At 74.6% G+C, this 20596-nt stretch carries 18 protein-coding genes and 2 pseudogenes; 13 read left to right on the top strand and 7 right to left on the bottom strand.

The features are described from left to right. The first annotated feature begins 38 nt into the window (after positions 1-38). Positions 39-422, top strand: coding sequence for a hypothetical protein (locus ACFQ87_RS21270; RefSeq protein ID WP_380612349.1), 384 nt, complete (start codon positions 39-41; stop codon positions 420-422). A gap of 154 nt (positions 423-576) precedes the next feature. Here the strand turns inward: ACFQ87_RS21270 and ACFQ87_RS21265 are convergent. The 3 genes and pseudogenes from ACFQ87_RS21265 to ACFQ87_RS21255 form a co-directional block, all read right to left on the bottom strand. Continuing rightward, positions 577-663 (bottom strand): annotated as a pseudogene (locus ACFQ87_RS21265) (HEAT repeat domain-containing protein); the annotation flags it as partial. Positions 664-767: 104 nt separating this feature from the next. Beyond that, positions 768-1292 (bottom strand): annotated as a pseudogene (locus tag ACFQ87_RS21260) (dienelactone hydrolase family protein); the annotation flags it as partial. Between the two features lie 99 nt (positions 1293-1391). Further along, entirely contained in the window at positions 1392-2621 is a 1230-nt protein-coding gene (locus ACFQ87_RS21255) for an MFS transporter (protein WP_380612348.1), read from the bottom strand. 164 nt (positions 2622-2785) lie between these two features. On the opposite strand from ACFQ87_RS21255, the gene ACFQ87_RS21250 reads away from it, so the two are divergent. The 10 genes from ACFQ87_RS21250 (at position 2786) to ACFQ87_RS21205 (ending at position 12427) form a co-directional block, all read left to right on the top strand. Further along, the gene (locus ACFQ87_RS21250) at positions 2786-3970 is read left to right on the top strand and encodes an ROK family transcriptional regulator (protein WP_380612347.1); all 1185 of its coding nucleotides are present in this window, start codon (positions 2786-2788) and stop codon (positions 3968-3970) included. An 88-nt stretch (positions 3971-4058) separates the two neighbouring features. Beyond that, entirely contained in the window at positions 4059-4475 is a 417-nt protein-coding gene (locus ACFQ87_RS21245; protein WP_380612346.1) for a molybdopterin-binding protein, read from the top strand. Positions 4476-4516: 41 nt separating this feature from the next. Then, on the top strand, positions 4517-5248 hold the full coding sequence (locus tag ACFQ87_RS21240) for a glycerophosphodiester phosphodiesterase (RefSeq protein WP_380612345.1): 732 nt from the start codon (positions 4517-4519) through the stop codon (positions 5246-5248). After that, positions 5245-6273: a winged helix DNA-binding domain-containing protein gene (locus ACFQ87_RS21235; RefSeq protein ID WP_380612344.1), complete on the top strand. Its 1029-nt coding sequence runs from the start codon at positions 5245-5247 to the stop codon at positions 6271-6273. The genes ACFQ87_RS21240 and ACFQ87_RS21235 overlap by 4 nt, the downstream gene beginning before the upstream one ends. An 80-nt stretch (positions 6274-6353) precedes the next feature. Beyond that, positions 6354-7436, top strand: a complete 1083-nt coding sequence (locus tag ACFQ87_RS21230) for an AI-2E family transporter (protein WP_380612343.1) — start codon at positions 6354-6356, stop codon at positions 7434-7436. A gap of 77 nt (positions 7437-7513) precedes the next feature. Beyond that, positions 7514-8386 (top strand): virginiamycin B lyase, encoded by an 873-nt coding sequence (locus tag ACFQ87_RS21225; RefSeq protein WP_380612342.1) that lies wholly within the window; start codon positions 7514-7516, stop codon positions 8384-8386. Positions 8387-8553: 167 nt separating this feature from the next. Next, positions 8554-10356, top strand: a complete 1803-nt coding sequence (gene ctaD, locus ACFQ87_RS21220; RefSeq protein WP_380612341.1) for a cytochrome c oxidase subunit I — start codon at positions 8554-8556, stop codon at positions 10354-10356. Between the two features lie 131 nt (positions 10357-10487). Next, on the top strand, positions 10488-11021 hold the full coding sequence (locus tag ACFQ87_RS21215; protein ID WP_380612340.1) for a hypothetical protein: 534 nt from the start codon (positions 10488-10490) through the stop codon (positions 11019-11021). A gap of 116 nt (positions 11022-11137) precedes the next feature. Further along, positions 11138-11854, top strand: a complete 717-nt coding sequence (locus ACFQ87_RS21210) for a response regulator (RefSeq protein ID WP_380612339.1) — start codon at positions 11138-11140, stop codon at positions 11852-11854. 75 nt (positions 11855-11929) lie between these two features. Beyond that, positions 11930-12427 carry a hypothetical protein gene (locus ACFQ87_RS21205; RefSeq protein WP_380612338.1) on the top strand — a complete coding sequence of 166 codons (498 nt, stop codon included), beginning with the start codon at positions 11930-11932 and terminating at the stop codon, positions 12425-12427. Positions 12428-12450: 23 nt separating this feature from the next. Here ACFQ87_RS21205 and ACFQ87_RS21200 read toward each other — a convergent pair whose 3' ends face one another. After that, the gene (locus ACFQ87_RS21200) at positions 12451-14154 is read right to left on the bottom strand and encodes a GAF domain-containing protein (protein WP_380612405.1); all 1704 of its coding nucleotides are present in this window, start codon (positions 14152-14154) and stop codon (positions 12451-12453) included. A 326-nt stretch (positions 14155-14480) separates the two neighbouring features. On the opposite strand from ACFQ87_RS21200, the gene ACFQ87_RS21195 reads away from it, so the two are divergent. Further along, on the top strand, positions 14481-15329 hold the full coding sequence (locus tag ACFQ87_RS21195) for a universal stress protein (RefSeq protein WP_380612337.1): 849 nt from the start codon (positions 14481-14483) through the stop codon (positions 15327-15329). A gap of 239 nt (positions 15330-15568) precedes the next feature. On the opposite strand, the gene ACFQ87_RS21190 is transcribed toward ACFQ87_RS21195, so the two are convergent. From ACFQ87_RS21190 to ACFQ87_RS21180, 3 genes are read right to left on the bottom strand one after another with little or no spacing between them, the layout of a single operon-like run. Then, positions 15569-16048, bottom strand: a complete 480-nt coding sequence (locus ACFQ87_RS21190) for a copper chaperone PCu(A)C (RefSeq protein WP_380612336.1) — start codon at positions 16046-16048, stop codon at positions 15569-15571. An 11-nt stretch (positions 16049-16059) separates the two neighbouring features. Continuing rightward, complete coding sequence (locus tag ACFQ87_RS21185) at positions 16060-18333, bottom strand: heavy metal translocating P-type ATPase (RefSeq protein ID WP_380612335.1); 2274 nt, start codon at positions 18331-18333, stop codon at positions 16060-16062. Continuing rightward, complete coding sequence (locus ACFQ87_RS21180; protein WP_380612408.1) at positions 18330-18491, bottom strand: hypothetical protein; 162 nt, start codon at positions 18489-18491, stop codon at positions 18330-18332. The genes ACFQ87_RS21185 and ACFQ87_RS21180 overlap by 4 nt, the downstream gene beginning before the upstream one ends. Positions 18492-18758: 267 nt before the next feature. Between ACFQ87_RS21180 and ACFQ87_RS21175 the strand changes: the two genes are divergently transcribed. Next, positions 18759-20423 (top strand): TROVE domain-containing protein, encoded by a 1665-nt coding sequence (locus ACFQ87_RS21175; protein WP_380612334.1) that lies wholly within the window; start codon positions 18759-18761, stop codon positions 20421-20423. Positions 20424-20596: the final 173 nt, after the last annotated feature.

Below are 20596 nucleotides of genomic sequence, written 5' to 3'. Positions count from 1 at the left end.
GACCTCACCACACTGGGTGGCCGGACGGAGGGGGTTGCGTGGAGTGGGCGTTCGCGGGGTTCTTCCTCGCCTCGGCGGTGTACCTGGTCTGGACGGTCCTGTGGTGCCGGTCCGCGCGGGCGGAGCTGCACCGGGTCGAGCGCAGCATCGCCGAGTGGGCCGGGCCCGAACTGGGGCTGCACGAACTGGCCGCGCTGGCCGACCACTTGGCGCCGCTGCTGCTCTTCGAGACGTACGAGCGCGGAGCCGTGGCCGTCAGCGCGTCCGGCCACCTGACGGCCGAAGGCCGGTCCGGCGGGCGCGGCTTCTGCTCCGCGCTGCTGGCGGCGATCGAGGCCCGGCCGGGCGGCGATCGAGGCCCGGCCGGGCGGCGATCTGCTCACGGTGGCGGCCGAGTTGAAGAAGCAGCCCGAACTGGTTGAGGTCCACCGGGAGTTGGCCGAGCGAGGGCTGCTCCGGGACGCGGAGCTGCGGCGCGGGGCGGTCCGCTCGTAGACGCCCCCCTCCGGGGGCGTACCAGCCCGCGTTCTTCCGGACGGCCGGGCTCGGGTCCCGGGCGTGGGACGTCCGCAGGGCGGCGATTGCGTCGGCGTCGGTGTGGGCGAACTCGCCGACCAGCTCGGCGGCCCTGGCTCGGACGCGCGGGTCGGGATCGGTGGCCAGGTGGCGCAGCGCCGGTCCGAGGGCCAGGCCCGCGCCCGGCGCGCAGGTGTCGCCCTTGCAGCGGTCGCAGGCGTCGGGGCGGTGAGGCCGGCCGCGAGCTGGGTGGGGCCAGGGGCGCCGTTGATCTCGTCCGGGCAGCCGTAGAAGCCGACGGAGCCGGCCAGCCGGAAGCGGGGCGCGGCCGCCCGGAAGGCCTGGCGGCCGCCGAAGCAGAAGCCGAGCGCGACCACCTCGGCCGGGCCGACCGCGTGCAGCCGGGCCAGGGGGGGGCGGTGAGGTCGGCGTCCAGGGTTTCCGAGGTGAGTGCGAGCAGGTGGGGGAGCAGGTTCGGCAGTTCGCCGAATTCCGGCGGGCGGTTTTCCGGGGCGGCTCCGGCGGCCGTAATAGTCCACGACGAGCGCCGGGTGGCCCTGTTCGGCGAGTCGGGCGGCGGTGTGCCGGTAGAACGCGGAAAGGCCCTTGTTGTCCGGCAGGACGAGCACGCCGACGCCGGTGGTCACCTCGGGGCGGGCCAGGAAGGCGGCGAAGTCGGTGCCGTCCGTCGAGGTCAGGGTCAGGTCGGCGGCCTCGGTCAGCGCCCACCGGGCGGGGCTGAAGGCGGGCGGAGCGGCGTCCGGGTCGTAGCACATGCCTCGGGAATTCCCCTCACTGATCGCGAAAACCGCCGGGCGCTGGAGCGCGTCCGACGGTCGGCGACATTAGCGGGGAATTCCCTCAAGGATTTTCCATCATGTCGTGGAGAGATCTTTTCCGGAAGTGCTTTTCGGTGACATTGTGGTCGCATTCTCGGTGAAATCCGGTTCGGCTCGGCGCAGTGCCCCGGCGCTCAGCAGCAGGGCGAAGGCGAGCAGGGTGACCAGCCCGAAGGAGACGGTCAGCGAGGTGGTCTGGGCGAGGGCGCCGATCACGGCGGGGGCGATCAGGCCGGAGGTGTAGGTGACGGTGGCGACGCCCGCGATGGCCTGGCTGGGGTTGCCGCCGATCCGTCCGGCGGCGGCGAAGGCGAGCGGGACGATCACCGCGACGCCGACGCCGATCAGGGCGAAGCCCGGGATGGCCACCGCCGGGTGGTCGGCGACCACCACCAGCACCCCGCCGACGGTGGCGATCGCCCCGCCCAGCCGGGTGGTGCGGACGGCGCCGAGGCGGCGGATCACCGCGTCCCCGGCGAGCCGGCTGACCGCCATGGTGAGCGAGAAGGCGGTGTACGAGGCGGCCGCGACGGTGGCGGAGGCGCCGGTGACGTCCTTCAGGTAGACGCCGCTCCAGTCCATCGAGGCGCCCTCGCCGAACACCGCGCAGAAGCCGACCAGCCCGATCACCAGCGAGCTGCGCGGCGGCAGTGCGAAGCGCGGCGGCGCCTGCGCCTCCTCGGGCGCCCGCAGGTCGGGCAGGCCCCGGCAGACCGGCTGGGCGAGGGCGAGCAGGACGAGTGCGGTGACGGCCAGCTGGAGCCGGGCGTCGAGGTCGAGATGGGCGGCCAGGATGCCGAAGCCGGAGGCCAGCAGGCCGCCCGCGCTCCACATCCCGTGCAGCCCGGACATGATCGAGCGGCCGAGCCGCTGCTCGATCTCCACGCCCTGGGCGTTCATCGCGACGTCCGCCATGCCCGCCGCGGCGCCGTACACCAGCAGCGCCGCGCACAGCACCGGCAGTGCGGGGGCGAGCGCGGGCAGGGTGAGGGCCAGGCACCAGAGCGAGATCAGCCCACGCATCGCCGCCCGGGCGCCGTAGCGGTGGACGATGTGCCCGGCCAGCGGCATCGCGAGGGAGGAGCCGACGGCGGGCATGACGAGCGCCAGGCCGAGCTGGCCGGGGGAGAGGTCCAGTCGGTCCTGGATCCACGGGATGCGGGTGACGAAGGTGCCGCCGACGGCGCCGTGCACGGCGAAGACCAGCGCGATGCTCGCCCGGGCCCGGCGTGGGGCCTCCAGTGGTTCGAGTGTCTTTACGGTCATGCGACAGTCCCTCCCGGTCGCGCGGGGCGGGGCGCGACGGTGCCCTGTGGGTGGTCTACGTGCAGGCCGATCGGTCCGCGCGGCGGGCGCGGCCGTCCGGCGGACGGTTCGATAAACTATCAGGAAGGGACCCTGATAGAAACACTCTGGAAGGATGAGCTGCCATGACCACCGCGCGTACGGCCACGCCGAGCACCGCCCGGGCGATCAACGACCGGCTGGCGCTCAACCTCCTGCTCGAACAGGGCCCGCTGACCGCGACCGAGCTGCGCGACCTCACCGGCCTGTCCCGGCCGACCGTCGCCGACCTGCTCGACCGCCTCCAGCGCACCGGCCTGGTCGCCGTCGTGGGCGAACGCGGCGAGCAGCGACGCGGCCCCAACGCCAGGGTCTACGCCCTGGTCGCCTCCCGTGCCCACATCGCCGCCTTCGACGTCCGCTCCGGCGGCGTCAGCCTGGTCGTCGCCGACCTGGCCGGGCGCGCCCTCGCCACCGCCGAGGTTCCGGTCGAGGGCGGCGGCGCGCCCGACACCGCCGGGGCGATCGTCGCCACCCTGCTGGAGAGCGCGCGCGGCGCCGGCGTCGAGCGGCTGCACACCGTCGCGGTCGGCGCCCCCGGCCTGGTCGACCCCGCCACCGGGCGCCTGCACAGCACCGGGAACCTCCCTCGCTGGCACGCCGAACTCCTCGCCGCACTGTGGGAGTTGCCCGACACCGAGGTGATCCTGGAGAACGAGGTCAACCTGGCCGGCCGGGCCGAGTACCGGGTCGGCGCCGCCCGGGACCGCGACACCTTCGTGCTGATGTGGCTCGGCCACAGCGTCGGCGCCGCCGTCATCCTGGACGGGCGGCTGCGCCGCGGCTTCTCCGGCGGCACCGGCGAGATCTGCTTCCTGCCCGTCCCCGGCACCGTCGGCCTGCCCAGCGCCGACAGCTGCGAGGGCGGCTTCCACGGCCTGGTCGGCAGCGCCGCCGTCTGCGAACTCGCCCGCGCCCACGGGCTGCCCGCCGACCCGGCCGGGGACGCGGGCGCCGCCGAGGCCGCGGTGCGCGCCGCGCTGGCCGCCGGGGCACGGGGCGAACCGTTCCTGGACGAGCTGGCCGAGCGGATCGCGCTCGGTGCGGCCGGCGTCTGCGTGGTGCTCGACCCCGGCTGCGTGGTGCTCGGCGGCGAGACCGGCCGGGCCGGCGGCGCCGAACTGGCCGGACGGGTGGAACGGCGCCTCGCCGGGTTCTCCCCGCTGCGCACCGAGGTGCGGGCCGGTGCGGCGGGAGGCGGCGCGGTGCTCGCCGGGGCCGTCCTCACCGCGGGCGACGCGGTCCGCCGGGACCTGTTCGGCGAGCCGTAGGGGAGTTTCCCGTCAGTGTCCCCGGTACGGCAGGATGGCGGCCGGGGGCGCGTACCTCCGTTACTCGAACCACCGTCAGGAGTCGCACATGGGCCAGCACGGGGTGCCGGTCAACCCGTACCGCATCGGCGAGGCCGCGGCGCTGCTCGGCGTCAGCTCGGACACCATGCGGCGCTGGGTGGACGCCGGGAAGATCGCCGCCGTGCGGGACGAGCACGGGCACCGGATCATCCCCGGTGCCGAGCTCGCCGCCTTCGCCCGCGAGCTGGCCCGGCCGGAGGTCGCCGAGGCAGAGGGCCGGCCGTCCTCCGCCCGCAACCGCTTCCCCGGGATCGTCACCGACGTGCGGCTCGGCGACGTGGCCGCGCAGGTGGAGGTGCAGGCCGGGCCCTTCCGGGTGGTGTCGCTGATCAGCCGGGAGTCGGCGGAGGAGCTGAACCTGGTCCCCGGCGCACCGGCCACGGCGGTCATCAAGTCCACCAATGTGATGATCGAACGACGCTAGCCCTGTCCTTCAACCGCCCCCTGGCTTTCTGGACTGATTCGATGAGTCTCGCCCGCACCGCCCCCGTGCCCGCCGACCGCCGCCCGGTGCTCGCCGTCGCCCACCGCGGCGACCCGTACCGCTACCGGGAGAACACCCTGCCCTCGGTCGAGTCCGCGCTCGCCTCCGGGGCCGACGCCGTCGAGGTGGACGTCCAGCTCACCCGCGACAAGGTGCCGGTGCTGCTGCACGACCGCACCCTGGAGCGGCTCTGGGGCGACCCGCGCTCCATCGACCGGGTCACCGTCGAGCAGCTGGACGAGCTGCGCCGGGGCGAGCTGGCGATCCCCACCCTCGCCGAGGCGGTCAAGAGCGTCGCGGACGCGAACGGCGCCCGGCTGCTGATCGACCTGGACGAGCCCGGCCCGGCCGCCGCCACCTGGTCCGTCGTCACCGGGCTCGGCGCCGAACGGCTGGTCGCCTTCTGCGGCCCCGTCACCGCCATGCTCGCGGTGCGCGAACTCACCCCGGACGCCTCCATCGCGCTCACCTGGAAGCAGCCCAGGATGCCCGCGCCCGCCCTGCTGAAGGACCTGCGCCCGGCCTTCCTCAACCCGCCGTTCGGCCTGGTCACCCCCGAGTTCGTCGGTGCCGCGGCGGACGCCGGGCTCGCCGTCTCCACCTGGACGGCCGACCTGCGGCGCACCATGCGCCGGCTGCGCGACACCGGGGTCGACTCCATCACCACCAACCGGATCTCCCTGTTGCGCTCGGTGCTGGACGGCCGCCGGTGACGGTGCTCGGCACCCGGGCGCTCGGCCGGGCCCTGCTGGCCCGTCAGCACCTGCTCGCCCGCACCGACCTGGCGCCTTCCGAGGTCATCCACCACCTCGGCGGGCTCCAGGCCCAGGCCGTACCCCAGCCGCCCTACCTCGGGCTGCTCTCCCGGCTGGACGCCTTCTCCCCGGAGCGGCTGAGCACGCTGATCGAACAGCGGGCGGTGGTCCGGATCGCCCTCCAGCGCGGCACCATCCACCTGGTCACCGCCGAGGACTGCCGGACGCTGCGCCCGCTGCTCCAGCCCGTCCTGGACCAGGCGCTGCGCACCACCTACGGCAAGCGGCTGGCCGGGCTGGACCTCGACGCGCTGGCGGCCGAGGCCCGGGCACTGGTCGAGGCGCAGCCGCGCACCTTCCAGCAGCTCGGCGCGCTGCTCGCCGTGAGCCGCCCGGACCGCGACCCGGCCGCGCACACCACCGCCGAGGCCTGGCTCGGTCGCCCTCTCGACCCCTCGCCGTCGGTGGACGACCTGGTGCTGCGCTACCTGGCGGCCTTCGGCCCGGCCGGCGTGGCCGACCTGCAGAAGTGGTGCGGCCTCAGCCGGCTCGGCGCGGTGCTGGGGCGGCTCGCGCCGCGGTTGCTGACCTTCCGGGACGAGCGGGGTCGGCTGCTGTACGACCTTCCAGAGGCGCCCCGGCCGGCGCCGGACGTCCCGGCGCCGGTGCGGCTGGTCGCGCCCTTCGACAACCTGCTGCTCTCGCACGCCGACCGCAGCCGGGTGCTGCCGGAGGAGTACAAGGGGCGGGTGATGACCCAGAACGGGCTCGTGCTCGGCACCCTGCTGGTGGACGGGCTGGTCGTCGGGACGTGGCGGCTGACGGGGGAGCAGGAGGTCGTCGTCCAGCCGTTCGTCCGGCTGACGCGGGCCGACCGGGAGGCGGCGGAGGCGGAGGCGCGGCGGGTGCTGGCCTTCGCGGGTGCGGGTGCGGGTGCGGGTGCGGGCGGGGACGGGGTGGTGCGGATCGAGGCGGCCGCTTAGCCGCAAAACGGGCAGATCGTCAGATTCTCTGTTGAGATGGGTCGGTTCGGACTCAATGACGATCCCCGGCGGAGGTGGCCGTGTCCGTGGAACGCCCGCCCGGTGGGCAGCCCGACCACCGCAGGCCGTACCTGATGCTGCCGCCGGCCGTTCGGGGGGCGGCGGCCTGGTCGGTGGCGGTGATCCTGCTGATCGCCGTCGCCTCGCTGGTGGTCTTCGCCCTGGTCGAGCTGCGGGCGGCGACCGTGCCGTTCGTCCTGGCGCTGCTCGGGGCCGCGCTGCTGCACCCCGTGGTGCCCTGGCTGGTCCGCCGGGGCGTGAGCCGGAGCCTGGCGGCCGGGCTGACCTGCATCGTGCTGGTCGCGGTGGTGGTCGGGGTGATCGTGCTGCTGGTCAACTCGCTGGTGAACAGTGCCCCGCACATCGCCGCGTCGCTCCCGGCGGCCGGCAACCGGCTGGCCGAGTGGCTGGGCCCGTTCGGGGAGAAGATCCAGCACGCCCTGACCAACGCCAAGGGCGAGACCAACTCGCTGCTCTCCACGCTCACCAGCGGCGTACTCTCCGGCCTGGGCCTGCTCACCCAGCTGATCACCGGCGGGGTGCTGGCGCTGGCCCTGGTCTTCTTCTTCCTCCGCGACGGCCACCGCACCGGCGACACCATCCGCTCCTACCTGCCCGGGCGCGGTGCCGAAACCGTGATCGCCTGCGCCGGGCGCGCCTTCGAGGCGATGGCCGGCTTCATGCGCGGCACCACCCTGATCGCCCTGATCGACGCCGGCTTCATCACCATCGGCCTGCTCGCCCTCGGTGTCCCCGGTGCGCCGGGCCTCGGTGCGCTGGTCTTCATGGGTGCCTACATCCCTTTCGTCGGGGCCTTCCTGTCCGGCACGGTGGCCGTGCTGGTCGCCCTCGCCGACGGCGGTCTCGGGACGGCGCTGTGGGTGCTCGGCGTGGTGCTGACGGTCCAGATGATCGAGGGGAACATCCTGCAGCCGATCATCCAGAGCCGTACGGTCGAGCTGCACCCGGCGACGATCATGGTCGCTGTGGTCGCCGGCGCCGGCATCGCGGGCATCATCGGCGCCCTGCTCGCCGTCCCGGTCTGCGCTGCGGGGAGCGGAGTGATCTCGGCGCTGCGGGGGCTGGCGGGCGGTCGCGAATGAGCCGGTTGCCCCGGGCGGGGCGGACGTGCGAGCATCATTAACGCGACGCATGTCGCAATAGCGTCCGAGGGGTGTGGATGGAACTGTTCGATGTGGCCGAGGCGGGGGCCGGGCCGTACGGGGTGGCCGTGGGGCCGGACGGGCGCGTGTGGTTCACGCTCGTGCACGCCGGGGAGATCGGGCGGCTGTCGGCGGACGGCTCGGTGGAGCGGTTCGGCCTGGGCGCGCCTGGGTGCGGACCGTCGGTGATCACCGCGGGGCCGGACGGGGCACTGTGGTTCAGCCGGATGCGGGACCACCGGATCGGACGGATCACGGTGGACGGCGAGGCGGGTTCGTACGGGGTGCCGACGGAGGACGCCGGGCCGTACGGGATCGCGGCCGGGCCCGACGGGGCGCTCTGGTTCACGGAGCTGAACGTCGACCGGGTTGGGCGGATCACCGTGGACGGGCAGGTGACGGAGTTTCCGCTGCCGCTGGCCGGGGCGTTCCCGTCGCTGATCACCGCCGGGGCGGACGGTGCGCTGTGGTGCACGCTCAACCAGGCGAACGCCGTCGCCCGGGTAAGCGTCGGGGGCGAGGTGACCGTCCACCGGCTGCCCACCGAGGGCACCGCGCCCGTCGGGATCGCGGCCGGGGCGGACGGCGCGCTCTGGTACGTGGGGATCGGCGGCGGGCTGCTCGGGCGGATCACCGTGGACGGGCAGGTCACCGAGTACCCGCTCGCCGACCGGGCCGCCAAGCCGCACGCGATCGCGGCCGGCCCCGACGGGCGGCTCTGGTTCACCGAGTGGGGCGCCGGCCGGATCGGGGTGCTGACTCCGGACGGGCGGCTCGACGGTTACCCGATCCCCGGCCCGGGCGCCGAGCCGCACGGGATCGCCGTCGGCCCGGACGGCGCGGTGTACGCCGCGCTGGAGCGCGGCCAGATCGCCCGGCTGGCGGGCTGAGCGAGCGCGACGGCGCGCTCGGGGCCCGGCGGGAGGTCCCGGTGCGGGCCCGGGAACTCGGGCCCAGCGGCCCCGGACGGGCGGGCCCAAGGGCCCTGGGGTGCGGAGGCGGTGCGTTCGGATCATGGAGCGCCATCATTCGTACGACGTTCCGAAGGAGTGCGTCCTTGAGCGCCACCCAGGCACAGGGCGACCCCACCTCACCGCCAACGCCCCTGCCGGCAGGGGCGGTTCGGGCCCGCCGACCCGGCTCGGCCGTGGTCAGGCTGCTGACCACCACCGACCACAAGACGATCGGCACCATGTACCTGGTGTCCTCGTTCGCGTTCTTCCTGATCGGCGGCATCCTCGCGCTGGTCATGCGCGCCGAACTCGCCCGGCCCGGCACCCAGATCCTCTCCAACGAGCAGTTCAACCAGGCCTTCACCATGCACGGTTCGGTGATGCTGCTGCTCTTCGCGATGCCGCTGTTCACCGGCTTCGCGAACTGGATCATGCCGCTGCAGATCGGCGCCCCGGACGTGGCCTTCCCGCGCCTGAACATGCTGTCCTTCTGGCTGTTCATGTTCGGCTCGCTGATCGCCGCCGCCGGCTTCGCCACCCCGCAGGGCGCCGCCGACTTCGGCTGGTTCCTCTACGCGCCGCTGTCCGACGCCGTCCACTCGCCGAGCGTCGGCTCCGACATGTGGATCATGGGCGTGACGCTGTCCGGCTTCGGCAGCATCTTCGGCGCGGTCAACTTCATCACCACCATCATCTGCATGCGGGCCCCCGGACTGACCATGTTCCGGATGTCCATCTTCTGCTGGAACGTGCTGCTCACCTCGGTGCTGGTGCTGCTGGTCTTCCCGGTGCTGGCCGCCGCGCTGCTCGCGCTCGAATGCGACCGCAAGTTCGGCTCGCACGTCTTCGACCCGGCCAACGGCGGGGCGATGCTCTGGCAACACCTGTTCTGGTTCTTCGGCCATCCGGAGGTGTACATCCTGGCGCTGCCGTTCTTCGGCATCGTCTCGGAGGTCATCCCGGTGTTCAGCCGCAAGCCGATGTTCGGCTACGCGGGCCTGATCGCCGCGACGGTGGCCATCGCGGGCCTGTCGGTGACGGTGTGGGCGCACCACATGTACGTCACCGGGCAGGTGCTGCTGCCGTTCTTCTCGTTCATGACCTTCCTGATCGCGGTGCCGACGGGAGTCAAGTTCTTCAACTGGGTCGGCACCATGTGGAAGGGCTCGCTGAGCTTCGAGACGCCGATGCTGTGGACGGTCGGCTTCCTGGTCACCTTCCTGTTCGGTGGTCTGACGGGCGTGCTGCTCGCCGCGCCGCCGATCGACTTCCACGTCTCCGACTCGTACTTCGTCGTCGCGCACTTCCACTACACGCTGTTCGGCACGGTGGTGTACGCGATGTTCGCCGGCTTCCACTTCTGGTGGCCCAAGATGACCGGCAAGAAGCTCGACGAGCGGCTCGGCAGGATCACCTTCTGGACGCTCACCGTCGGCTTCCACACGACGTTCCTGGTGCAGCACTGGCTCGGCGCGGAGGGCATGCCGCGCCGGTACGCCGACTACCTGGCCTCGGACGGGTTCACCACGCTCAACACCGTCTCGACCATCGGGTCCTTCCTGCTCGGGCTGTCGATCCTGCCGTTCCTCTACAACGTCTGGAAGACCGCCAAGTACGGCGAGCGCGTGACCGGGGACGACCCGTGGGGCTGGGGCCGCTCGCTGGAGTGGGCCACCTCCTGCCCGCCGCCCCGGCACAACTTCGTCAAGCTGCCGCGGATCCGGTCGGAATCGCCGGCCTTCGACCTGCACCACCCGGACATCGCGGCCCGGGACGTGCTGGAGAACACCGGCAAGCCGGCCAAGCACCTCGGCGACGTGGAGCCGGCGAAGTACGACCGGCCGCTGCCGCGGGCGGAGCGGGGGCGGGTGTCGTCCTCCTCCTCCCCGTCCGGCTCCGACGGCTGAGGCCGCACCGAGGCCGTACCCCCTGAACGCCGTCCCCGCCCGCGTCGCTGCCCCCGGGCGGGCGGGGACGGCTCCGTTGTCCCCGCTCCGTGAACTCCGTGCGATCCCCGTGCGAAAAGGAAGGCCGGCCCGTGACCCACACCGTCCTCGCCATCGGCACCGCCGCCCTCACCGCCAGCGGCTGCGTCTGGTACCTCCCCGCCATCGCCGACCTCCAGGCCGGCGCCGACCGGCCCCGCTCCACCCGTGCCGCGGCGGCGGCCTGCGTGATGTGGTGGGCGGGGCTGGCGTTGGCCGGCGCCCTGCTGCTGGCTCTGTCCGACTGGCGCCCCGCCGCCCAGGTGGCCCTCGCCGGGCTGGTCGGCGGCACGGCCCTGCGGGTGCGGGCCCTGTGGGACCGGCGCGGCGAGCAGCGGGAGACCGCCGCCCGCTGGGCCGCCCTGGACGTCGGCCCAGTGCCGCGTACGGGCCGCCCGGCGGCGGTGACGCTGGCGGGGTGGCTGGTCGTGGGAGCGGCGGTGGCCTCGCTGGGGGCGGTGGCGATCCTGCTGTCGAGCGGGGGCGGCGTCGTGCCGAGGGTGGTGCTGGCGGCGGTCGGCGGCGCCGGGGTGGCGCTCGCGTTCCTGCTGATGGGACTGGGGAACGTACAACGGCAGGGGCGCTGAGGGGGCGTTGCTCCCGAAATGGGGCCATTGGGCCCTGCTCCCGTGAGGCCGGGCGGGGGATGATGCGGTGGGCCCTGCTGGGAGTGTGCGGGGGTTGATGAAGGTGGAGCCGCGTGATGGCGACCAAGGCGGAGGGTACCGGGGGCTCGGCGCCGGTCCGGGTGTTCCTGCTGGACGACCACGAGGTGGTGCGCCGCGGGGTGCACGATCTGCTGGACGGCGAGCCGGACCTGGAAGTGGTCGGCGAGGCCGCGACGGCCGAGCAGGCCCTGGTGCGGGTGCCGGCGCTGCGGCCCGATGTGGCGGTGCTGGACGTGCGGTTGGGCGACGGGGACGGGGTGTCGGTCTGTCGTGAGCTGCGGTCGCGGATGCCGGACCTGGCCTGTCTGATGCTGACCTCCTTCGACGACGAGGAGGCGCTGCTGGACGCCGTGATGGCGGGCGCGGCCGGCTATGTGTTGAAGCAGATCAGCGGTACCGACCTGGTCGCCGCCGTCCGTACCGTAGCCGCTGGACGGTCGATGCTCGACCCCGGTGCGGCGACCCGCCTGCTGAACCGGCTGCGCACCGACGCCGCGCCCGCCCAGCCGGTGACCGCCGGGCCGGGGCTGACCGCGCGCGAGCAGGAGGTGCTGGCGCTGATCGGGGAGGGCCTGACCAACCGGCAGATCGGCGAACGGCTCTACCTGGCCGAGAAGACGGTGAAGAACCACGTCTCCCGGCTGCTCGCCAAACTGGGCGTGGAGCGCCGGGTGCAGGCGGCGCTGATCGCCACCGAACTGCGGCAGTCCTCCGCCGCGCAGCCGTCCGGGCTGCGGTTCGGTCGGGGCTGAGGGCCCATCAGCCCTGGGCCCCGGCGGGACCATCGGCCCTCGCGGGCTCGCCCAGCCCGGGCGACCATCGCAGGCATGAACAGCGCTTACGACCCGCACGACCTGCCCGTCCTCGACCGCGACCGGGCGCTGGAACTGCTGGCCCGGGCCGCGGTCGGCCGGGTGGTCTACACCATCGGTGCCCTCCCGGCCGTCCAGCCGGCGCCCTTCCGGCTCGCCCCCGGCGAGGACGGCGGAGTCCTGCTCTCGGCCCCCGCCGACTCGGAACTCGCCCGGGCGGTCCAGGGTGCCCCGCAGGTGACGGACAACGTCGAGCGCCTGACGGCCCAGTCCGCCGCCCTCGGCCTCCGTCCGGCGGCCGAGAGCACTTTCCCGGGCCTCGGCCAGGGACGCAGCCCCCGCGCCTGGCGGAAGTCCGTCGACCAGGGCCGCATCCCCTGGTGCCGGGACCCCCGCCGACGCGGCCGCCACGCGACGGGCGCTCGCCGCGCTCCCCGACCAGGACACCCCGCGCTCCGACCCGCAGTACCGCCTGCTGGCCTTCCGCGTCTGAGGGACGACGGGCGAGGGTGATCGCCCCGGAAGCCCTTCCCCGCTCAGGACCCGAGCGGTGCCTCCCACACCAGCCGGGTGCCGCCGCCCCCGCCGTCCGCCGGGCCGAGGGTGAAGGCCCCGCCGACCCGCTCGGCGCGCTCGGTGAGATTGCGCAGCCCGCTGCGCCGACCGCCCTCGGGCACGCCCACCCCGTCGTCGGCCACCGTGAGCACCACCTGCCCGGCCAGGGCGCGCAGGGTCACCTCGACCCGGGTGGCGCGGGCGTGCCGGGCGGCGTTGCTGAGCGCCTCGGCGAGGACGGCCACCACGTGCTCGGCCAGCTCCTGCGGCACGTCGGTGTCGAGCAGGCCCTCCATGCTGAGCCGGGGCGCGAAGCCGAGCGGCCCCTGCGCCTCGGTGACGACCCGGGTGGCGCGGGCGCGCAGGCCGCGGTCGGGTTCGCTGTGGGCGCGCAGGCCGAAGATGGTCGAGCGGATGATCTTTATGGTCTCGTCCAGGTCCGCCACCGCCCGGGCGACCCGGTCCGCGGCGGCCGGGCTCTCGATCAGCCGGCCCGCGCTCTGCAGCGTCATCCCGGTGGCGAACAGCCGCTGGATGGCCAGGTCGTGCAGGTCCCGGGCGATCCGGTCGCGGTCCTCCAGCAGGTTCAACTGCTCGGCGTCACGCCGCCGTTCGGCCAGCTCCAGGGCCAGCGCCGCCTGATCGGCAAAGCCCAGCAGCGGGCCGGTCTCCTCCGGCCCGAAGGCGGGCTGCCCCTGCGCCCGGGCCAGCAGCAGCACGCCGCGCCCGTATCCGGCGCCGGTGCCCAGCGGTACCGCGACGGCCGGGCCCAGCCCGTCGAAGCGGCCCGCCGGACCGGCCGGGAAGCGGGTGTCGCAGGCCAGCTCGTCGCTGGTCACCGGCGAGCCGGAGACGTACGCGGCGCCGGAGACGGTGCCGTCCACCGGCACGGTCACCCCCAGCCGGGCGTCCGGCGAGCCACCGAGCGCGACCTCGACCGTCAGCTCATCGGCCAGCTCCTCCGGGCCGGCCAGCGCCACCGAGACGTCCGCCAGTTCGGCGCCCGCGATCTCCCGGGCCCGGCGGGCGATCAGCTCGACCACCTCCAGACGCGGCGCGCCCGACAGCAGGCTGCGGGTGATCTCGGTGCTCGCCCGCAGCCAGCGCTGGCGCAGCTGCGCCTCCTCGTAGAGGCGGGCGTTGTCGATCGCGACCCCGGCCGCGACCGCCAGGGTGGAGATCACCGCCTCGTCGTCCTCGTCGAAGTCCAGCCCGCCGCGCTTGTCGGTCAGGTAGAGGTTGCCGAACACCTCGCCGTGCACCCGTACCGGCACCCCCAGGAAGGTGTGCATCGGCGGGTGGTTCGCCGGGAAGCCGACCGAGGCCGAGTGCTCGGACAGCACCGGGCAGCGCAGCGGCTGCGGATGGCGGATCAGCTCGCCGAGGATGCCCCGGCCGGACGGCGGCGGGCCGATCTCGGCGATCTCCTCGTCGGACAGACCCACCGTCAGGAACTGCGACAGCGAGTGCCCGTCCGGCCCGATCACGCCCAGCGCGCCGTAGCGGGCGTCCACCAGGTCGGCGGCGGCCTCCACGATCCGGTGCAGCGCCTGGGCGAGGTCCAGCTCGCGGCCGACCGCGAGCACCGCCTCCAGCAGGTTGTGCACCCGGTTCTGCGTCCCGCGCGCCGCGTCGATCCGCCACTGCAACTCCTCCAGCAGCTCGTCCAGGCGCAGCCGGGGCATCCGCGCGCCGCCGCCCGCCGCGCTGCCGTCCGCTCCGCCCACCGCTGTCCTCCTCGTTCTCGCCCTGACCGTCCGCCGCTGTGGGGCCGGGCGGCTTCGGTGCCGTCCGACCAGCGGGAACGCCGTGTGCACACGGTAGTGCCCGGGTGTCGACGCGGTGGAGGCCGGGGTCGCACGTAATGTTCCGGCGGACGGGTCTTTCGTCCCGTCGGCGCGGGGCTTGCGGCCTCTGGCGGGGGCAGGGTCCGGACGTCAGGGTGGGGACCAGGAGTGGACGGGGCGTCAGGGCGCACCGTTCCCGGCGCCGAATCAGTGGAGGAACCGTCATGACGTCAACCGTTGCGGCCGGGGTGGACGGCTCGCCCGCCGGCACCGCCGCCGCCCACTGGGCCGCCGAGGAGGCGGTACGGCGTGGGGCCTCGCTGCGGCTGGTGCACGCCTGGCCGTGGCTGACCGACGGGGTGTCCTCCTTCGCGGAGCCGGACGACCTGCCGGAGGCCGCCCAGCGCACCCTGGCAGGGGCCGCCGACGAGATCCGCGAGCGCCACCCCGGCCTGGCCGTGTCCACCGACGTGGTCCTGGACGCACCCGTGGACGGACTGGTGGCGGCCGCCGAGGACGCCGACCTGCTGGTGCTCGGCTCGCGCGGGCTCGGCGGCTTCACCGGGCTGTTGCTCGGCTCGGTGAGCATGGCGGTGGCCGGGCGGAGCAGTACGCCGGTGATCGTGGTGCGGGAGGGGCGGGCGACGGGGGGCGAGGTGGTGGTCGGCGTCGACGCGCACGGCCCCGAGGAGGAAGTGCTCGCCTTCGCCTTCCGCGAGGCCGCGCTGCGTGGCGCCCGGCTCCGGGCGGTGCACGGCTGGGACCTGCCGCCGCTGTTCGGTTACGCGGGCGGTGCCGTACCGGCGGGGGAGACCGCCCAGCTGGAGTCGCTGGAGGCCAAGCTGCTGTCGCTCGCCCTGGCCGGGCAGCGCGAGCAGCACCCCGAGGTCGAGGTGGTCGAGGACGTCCGACTCGGCGCCGCCCGCGGCCTCGTGGAGACCTCCGCCGGGGCCGCCCTGGTCGTGGTCGGCCGGCGCCGCCGCCCGATCGAGCTCGGCCCCCGGCTCGGCCGGGTCGCGCACGCGGCGCTGCACCACGCCGAGGCGCCGGTCGCGGTCGTCCCGCACGGCTGACGTGGGGGCGACGTCCGGGCTGACGCACGCGCGACGTACGGGCGGCGCGGTCACACCCCGCCGGCCGGCCCGGGGCACGCCCGGTCGGCCCCAGGGCGGCGGCCCGTCCGCGTGAAAGTGGTGTGCGGCCGCGCCCCACACACGGGCCGCCCACCACTGTCTCCAACGGGGCCCGGCACCGCCGAGGTTCACCCGACCCGGCGCCCGGCCCGGTACGTCGCCCGTTCTGCCGCCCGGCCTCAGCGCGGCCGCGCGCCCGGCGACAGCACCCGGGCGACCAGCCGCAGCGGGGGACTGTGCCGGAAGGTGAGGGTGAAGCCCACCCACTGGCCGGGCTTCAGCGGGGGCGGAGCGGCGATCATCAGGTCGGCGTCCTCGGGGGACATCGCCAGTTCGCCCCGGGCGGGCACCGGCAGGGCGGCGACCGGCTCCCAGCTGCCCGCCGCACCCTGGTGGAGGTGCCGCTTCAGGGTGATCGGGCCGCCGAACTCCCAGCTGGCGCCGGTCAGTTCGTCCGGGACGTCGCCCGGGTTGCGGACCGTGAAGAAGGCCGCCGTCGCCGGGGCGGCGCCGGCCGTGGGCAGCAGCACCCAGCCGGCGTCGGCCGCCACCGGCCGGGGTCCGCCGGCCCCGCCGACCGCCGTCCAGCCGGTGAGCAGGGTCAGCGCGAGTGCCGCCGCCGCGACCGGCGGGGCGACCACCTTGAACTGTTCGAACACCCTCGTCGCCTTCACCGTCGACCCCCCTTCTGGCGGCCACGCCCCGGCTGCCAGGTGCGCAGCCGCAGGCTGTTGCCCACCACCAGCAGCGAGCTCAGCGACATCGCGACCGCCGCCAGCATCGGGTTCAGCAGTCCGACGGCCGCCAGCGGGATCAGCACCAGGTTGTAGCCGAAGGCCCAGAGCAGGTTGGCCCGGATCGTCGCCAGGGTCTGCCGGGCCAGCCGCACCGCGTCCACCACGGCCTCGATGTCCCCGCGCACCAGGGTCAGCCCGGCCGCGCCGATCGCGGCGTCGCTGCCGGAGGCCAGGGCCACCCCGAGGTCCGCCGAGGCCAGCGCGACCGCGTCGTTGACGCCGTCGCCGACCACCGCCACCGTCCGTCCGGCGGCCCGCAGCTCGGCCACCACCTCGGCCTTGCGCTCGGGCGAGGCGCAGGCGTGCACCCGCTCGATGCCCAGCTCGGCCGCCACCGCGCGGGCCGCGCCCGGGCCGTCGCCGGTCAGCAGTACGGTCTCCAGGCCCATCCCGCGCAGCCGGTGGAGCGCCCGCCAGCTGCCCGAGCGCACCGTGTCGCCGACCGCCAGGACTGCGGCGCCCCGCCCGTCCAGCTCCACCAGCACCGCCGTGCGGCCCGCCTCCCCGGCGGCCGCCACGGCCTCGGCCAGCGCCGGGGACAGGGAGACGTCGTCCGGCCGTACCGCCCGGACGGCGCGGCCCTCGACCGTGCCGGACACCCCGAGACCGGCCGTGGCCGCGAAGCCCTCCACCGTCGGGAGGGGACCACACCGCTCCCGGGCGGCCGCCGCGACGGCCCGTCCGATCGGGTGCTCCGAGCGGTGCTCGACCGCGCCGGCCAGCCGGAGCACCTCCTCCTCGGTGAACTTCTCGGTGAACTCCTCTGCGGAGCCCCCGGCGACCGTCACCGTCGCCAGCTCCATCCGGCCGGTGGTGAGCGTGCCGGTCTTGTCCATCACCACGGTGTCCACCCGGCGCAGGCTCTCCAGCACCTCCGGGCCGCGCACCAGCACGCCGAGTTCGGCGCCGCGCCCGGTGGCCGCCAGCAGCGCGGTCGGGGTCGCCAGACCCAACGCGCACGGGCAGGCCACCACCAGCACCGCGACCGCCGCCGTGACCGCCGCCTGCGGGGCCGCGCCCGCGCCCAGCCAGAAGCCCAGCACGCACACCGCGACCGTCAGCACGCAGGGCACGAACACCCCGGCCACCGCGTCCGCCAGCCGCTGGGCATGAGCCTTGCCGGCCTGGGCGTCCGCCACCAGGGCGGTGATCCGGGCCAGTTGGGTGTCCGCGCCGACCGCCGTCGCCCGGACCACCAGCGCGCCGCCGACGTTCACCGTCGCACCCGCCACCTGGTCCCCCGGGCCGACCTCGACCGGTACGCTCTCCCCGGTCAGCAGGCTCAGGTCCAGCGCCGAACCGCCCTCGACCACCACCCCGTCGGTGGCCACGCGCTCCCCCGGCCGTACCACGAACTCCTGACCTGGCAGCAGGAGTTCGATCGGTATCAGCTGTTCCTCGCCGTCCTCCGCCCGCAGACACACCTGCTTGGCGCCCAGCTCGGCCAGTGCTCGCAGTGCGGAGCCGCTGCGCCGCCGCACCCGGCCCTCCAGCAGCCGCCCGGCCAGCACGAACAGCGGCACACCGACCGCCGCCTCCAGGTAGACGTGCGCCGTGCCGCCGCCGTCGGCGGTCAGTGAGAACGGCATCCGCATGCCCAGCCGGCCTGCCCCGCCGAGGAACAGCGCGTACGCCGACCAGCCGAAGGAGGCCACCACGCCCAGGCTGACCAGGGTGTCCATGGTCGCGGCGGCGTGCCGTAGCCCCTGCCGGGCCCGGCGGTGGAAGCCTGCCGAACCCCAGGTCACCACCGGCCCGGCCAGCGCGAAGCAGACCCACTGCCAGGCGGTGAACTGCAGCGCGGGCACCATCGACAGCACCAGCACCGGGACGGCCAGCAGGGCGGTGACCAACAGCCGCCACCGCTCGTCCGGTTCCTCCTCCGCCAACCCGCCGGGCACCTTTGCCGACGCCAACTCGGCGGTGTAGCCCGCCCGTTCGACCGCCGCGACCAGCTCCTCGACGGACACTCCGGCCGGGTGCAGCACCCGGGCCCGTCCGGTCGCCAGGTTCACTCCGGCCGTCACCCCGTCGATCCGGCCCAGCCGCTTCTCCACCCGGCCCACGCAGGCCGCGCAGGTCATCCCGCCGACCGCCAGATCGGTGGACACCAGCGCCCCGGCGTCGGCCCCCGCGACCGGGCTCACCGCATCCCGCCCATGTCGTGCCCGCCCATCCCGGGCGACGCCCCGCCGCTCCGGCTCGGCGTCAGCCCCGGCGCCACCGGCCCCGCCTGCCGCCCCACCGCAAACGCCACCACGAACACCACCACCAGCAGCAGGGCGAACCCCACCAGCACACTCAACGGCCGGACACCCGGCGACTTCGCATTCACCCCACAGCAGTCGGACGATCGGACTGCCTGGTTCCCGCCAGCTCCGAAATTCCCGCGCGAATATTCGGATGACGTCCCGACGCGGACCCGGTAGCGTCCGGGACGGCGCCTCCCGATGCGCCCGGCCCCGGTTACTTCCTGTCGAAAAAACCACACCGGTGCCCGTTTCTCTGATCCCGGGAGGCGCCCGCCTTGTCGCGCGCTCTCACTCTTCCCACCCACCAGGGGGACCTCTGCATGACCCGGTTCAATCGTTCGCGGACCAAAGCCGACACCAGGGCCGAGATCCAGCGGGACCTACCGGGACTCACCAAGGGCGGGGCCACCTCCTCACTGGCCGTCCACGGCCGTTGGCTCGGTCACGACTTCGAGTCGGCCGCACGCCGGGGCACCGCCTCCGAGCTGGTCGCCAACCACCAGGGCGGCCGCGGGTACACCCGGGAGCCGAAGAGCGAACTGTTCCTGCTCGCCGTCTCCCTCCTCGTCGACGGGCGCAGCTACTACGAGGGCTCCGGAGTCCGCGACACCCGCTTCCTGCGGCTGATCCGCGAACACGCGCTGAGCGACCCGCGCTGGACGGTCGGACTGCTGCGCTGGCTGCGCACCGAGGCGAACATCCGCAGCGCCGCGGTGGTCGGCGCGGCCGAGTTCGTCCACGCCAGGGCCGAGGCGGGCGCCGCCGGGCTCTCCCGCCAGGCCGTCGACGCCGTCCTCCAACGCCCCGACGAACCCGGGGAGTTGCTGGCCTACTGGACCTCCCGGTACGGCCGTCGGCTGCCCCAGCCGCTGCGCCGGGGCATCGGCGACGCCGTCCGCCGCCTCTACACCGGCCGCGCCCTGCTGAAGTACGACACGCCCTCGCGCCGCGTCCGCTTCGGTGACGTCCTGGAACTGACCCACCCCGCGCCCGACCCGGACAAGCCCTGGCAGGGCGGGCTGTTCCGGTACGCCCTGGACCGCCGCCACCACCCGGACAGCGCCGTGCCGCCCGCCACCGAGCGATTGCTGAACGCCCACCAGGCGCTGCTCGCCGTTCCGCAGGCCGACCGGCGCGCCCTGGTCACCGGCCCCGAGGGGGTCCGCCGCCTCGCCGAGGCCGGGATGACCTGGGAGGCCCTGGCCGGCTGGCTGCAGGGCCCGCTGGACGCCGCCGTCTGGGAGGCCGTCATCCCCTCGATGGGCCCGATGGCGCTGGTGCGCAACCTGCGCAACTTCGACCGCGCCGGAGTCCCGGACGAGGTGGCCCGGGAGGTGGCCCGGCGGATCTCCGACCCCGACGAGGTCCTCCGCTCGCGCCAGTTCCCGCTGCGTTTCCTGGCCGCCCACCGCAACGCGCCCTCGGCCCGGTGGACCGACGCGCTGGAGACCGCCCTCGGCCACTCGCTCGCCCGCGTCCCCGCCCTGCCCGGCCGAACCCTGGTGCTGGTCGACCGTTCCGGCTCGATGTTCGGCACCCCCGACCCGCACACCGAGCTGACCCAGGCCGACGCGGCCGCGATCTTCGGCACGGTGATCGCCCGGCGGGCGGAGGAGGCCGACCTCGTCCAGTACGGATCGTTCAGCAAGGAGGTCACGCTGGACCGGGACGAGCCGGTGCTGCGCACCCTTGAACGCTTCGAGGACCTCGGCGGAACCGAAACCGCTGCCGCGGTGAGCCTCCGTTACCGGAGCCACGACCGGGTGGTGGTGGTCACCGACGAGCAGGCCCACTGGTCCCGGGACGACCCCTTCCTGCCCGTCCCGGCCGATGTCCCCGTCTACACCTGGAATCTGCTCGGCTACGCGCGGGGGCACGCCGCCCCGGGCCCGAACCGCCACACGTTCGGCGGGCTCAGCGACGCCGCGTTCACGATGATCCCGCTGCTGGAGCGCGGCCGCGCCGTCGCCTGGCCCTGGGAGTGACCACGGCCGGACACCCGGCGACTTCGCACTCACCCCGCAACAGTCGGACGACCGGAGCGGCTGGCTCCCGCCTGCCGGCGAAATCCCCGGATCCGGTTCGCGGACGCGGTCGGGGATCCTCGGGGGGGCGTGCGTCACTGTCCCCCGATGTCGTTCGGCGCCGTACGATCACT

Origin of the sequence: Kitasatospora sp. NPDC056531 (assembly GCF_042794375.1) — a bacterium.
Classification (GTDB): domain Bacteria; phylum Actinomycetota; class Actinomycetes; order Streptomycetales; family Streptomycetaceae; genus Kitasatospora.
Note: the sequence above shows the minus strand (reverse complement) of the source record. Positions and strands in the feature narration are given on the sequence as shown.

Coding starts and splice junctions, on each gene's coding strand:
- ACFQ87_RS21255 (WP_380612348.1), bottom strand. CDS start 2,621: ATGACCGTAAAGACACTCGAACCACTGGAGGCCCCACGCCGGGCCCGG.
- ACFQ87_RS21250 (WP_380612347.1), top strand. CDS start 2,786: ATGACCACCGCGCGTACGGCCACGCCGAGCACCGCCCGGGCGATCAAC.
- ACFQ87_RS21245 (WP_380612346.1), top strand. CDS start 4,059: ATGGGCCAGCACGGGGTGCCGGTCAACCCGTACCGCATCGGCGAGGCC.
- ACFQ87_RS21240 (WP_380612345.1), top strand. CDS start 4,517: ATGAGTCTCGCCCGCACCGCCCCCGTGCCCGCCGACCGCCGCCCGGTG.
- ACFQ87_RS21225 (WP_380612342.1), top strand. CDS start 7,514: ATGGAACTGTTCGATGTGGCCGAGGCGGGGGCCGGGCCGTACGGGGTG.
- ACFQ87_RS21210 (WP_380612339.1), top strand. CDS start 11,138: ATGGCGACCAAGGCGGAGGGTACCGGGGGCTCGGCGCCGGTCCGGGTG.
- ACFQ87_RS21205 (WP_380612338.1), top strand. CDS start 11,930: ATGAACAGCGCTTACGACCCGCACGACCTGCCCGTCCTCGACCGCGAC.
- ACFQ87_RS21200 (WP_380612405.1), bottom strand. CDS start 14,154: ATGCCCCGGCTGCGCCTGGACGAGCTGCTGGAGGAGTTGCAGTGGCGG.
- ACFQ87_RS21195 (WP_380612337.1), top strand. CDS start 14,481: ATGACGTCAACCGTTGCGGCCGGGGTGGACGGCTCGCCCGCCGGCACC.
- ACFQ87_RS21175 (WP_380612334.1), top strand. CDS start 18,759: ATGACCCGGTTCAATCGTTCGCGGACCAAAGCCGACACCAGGGCCGAG.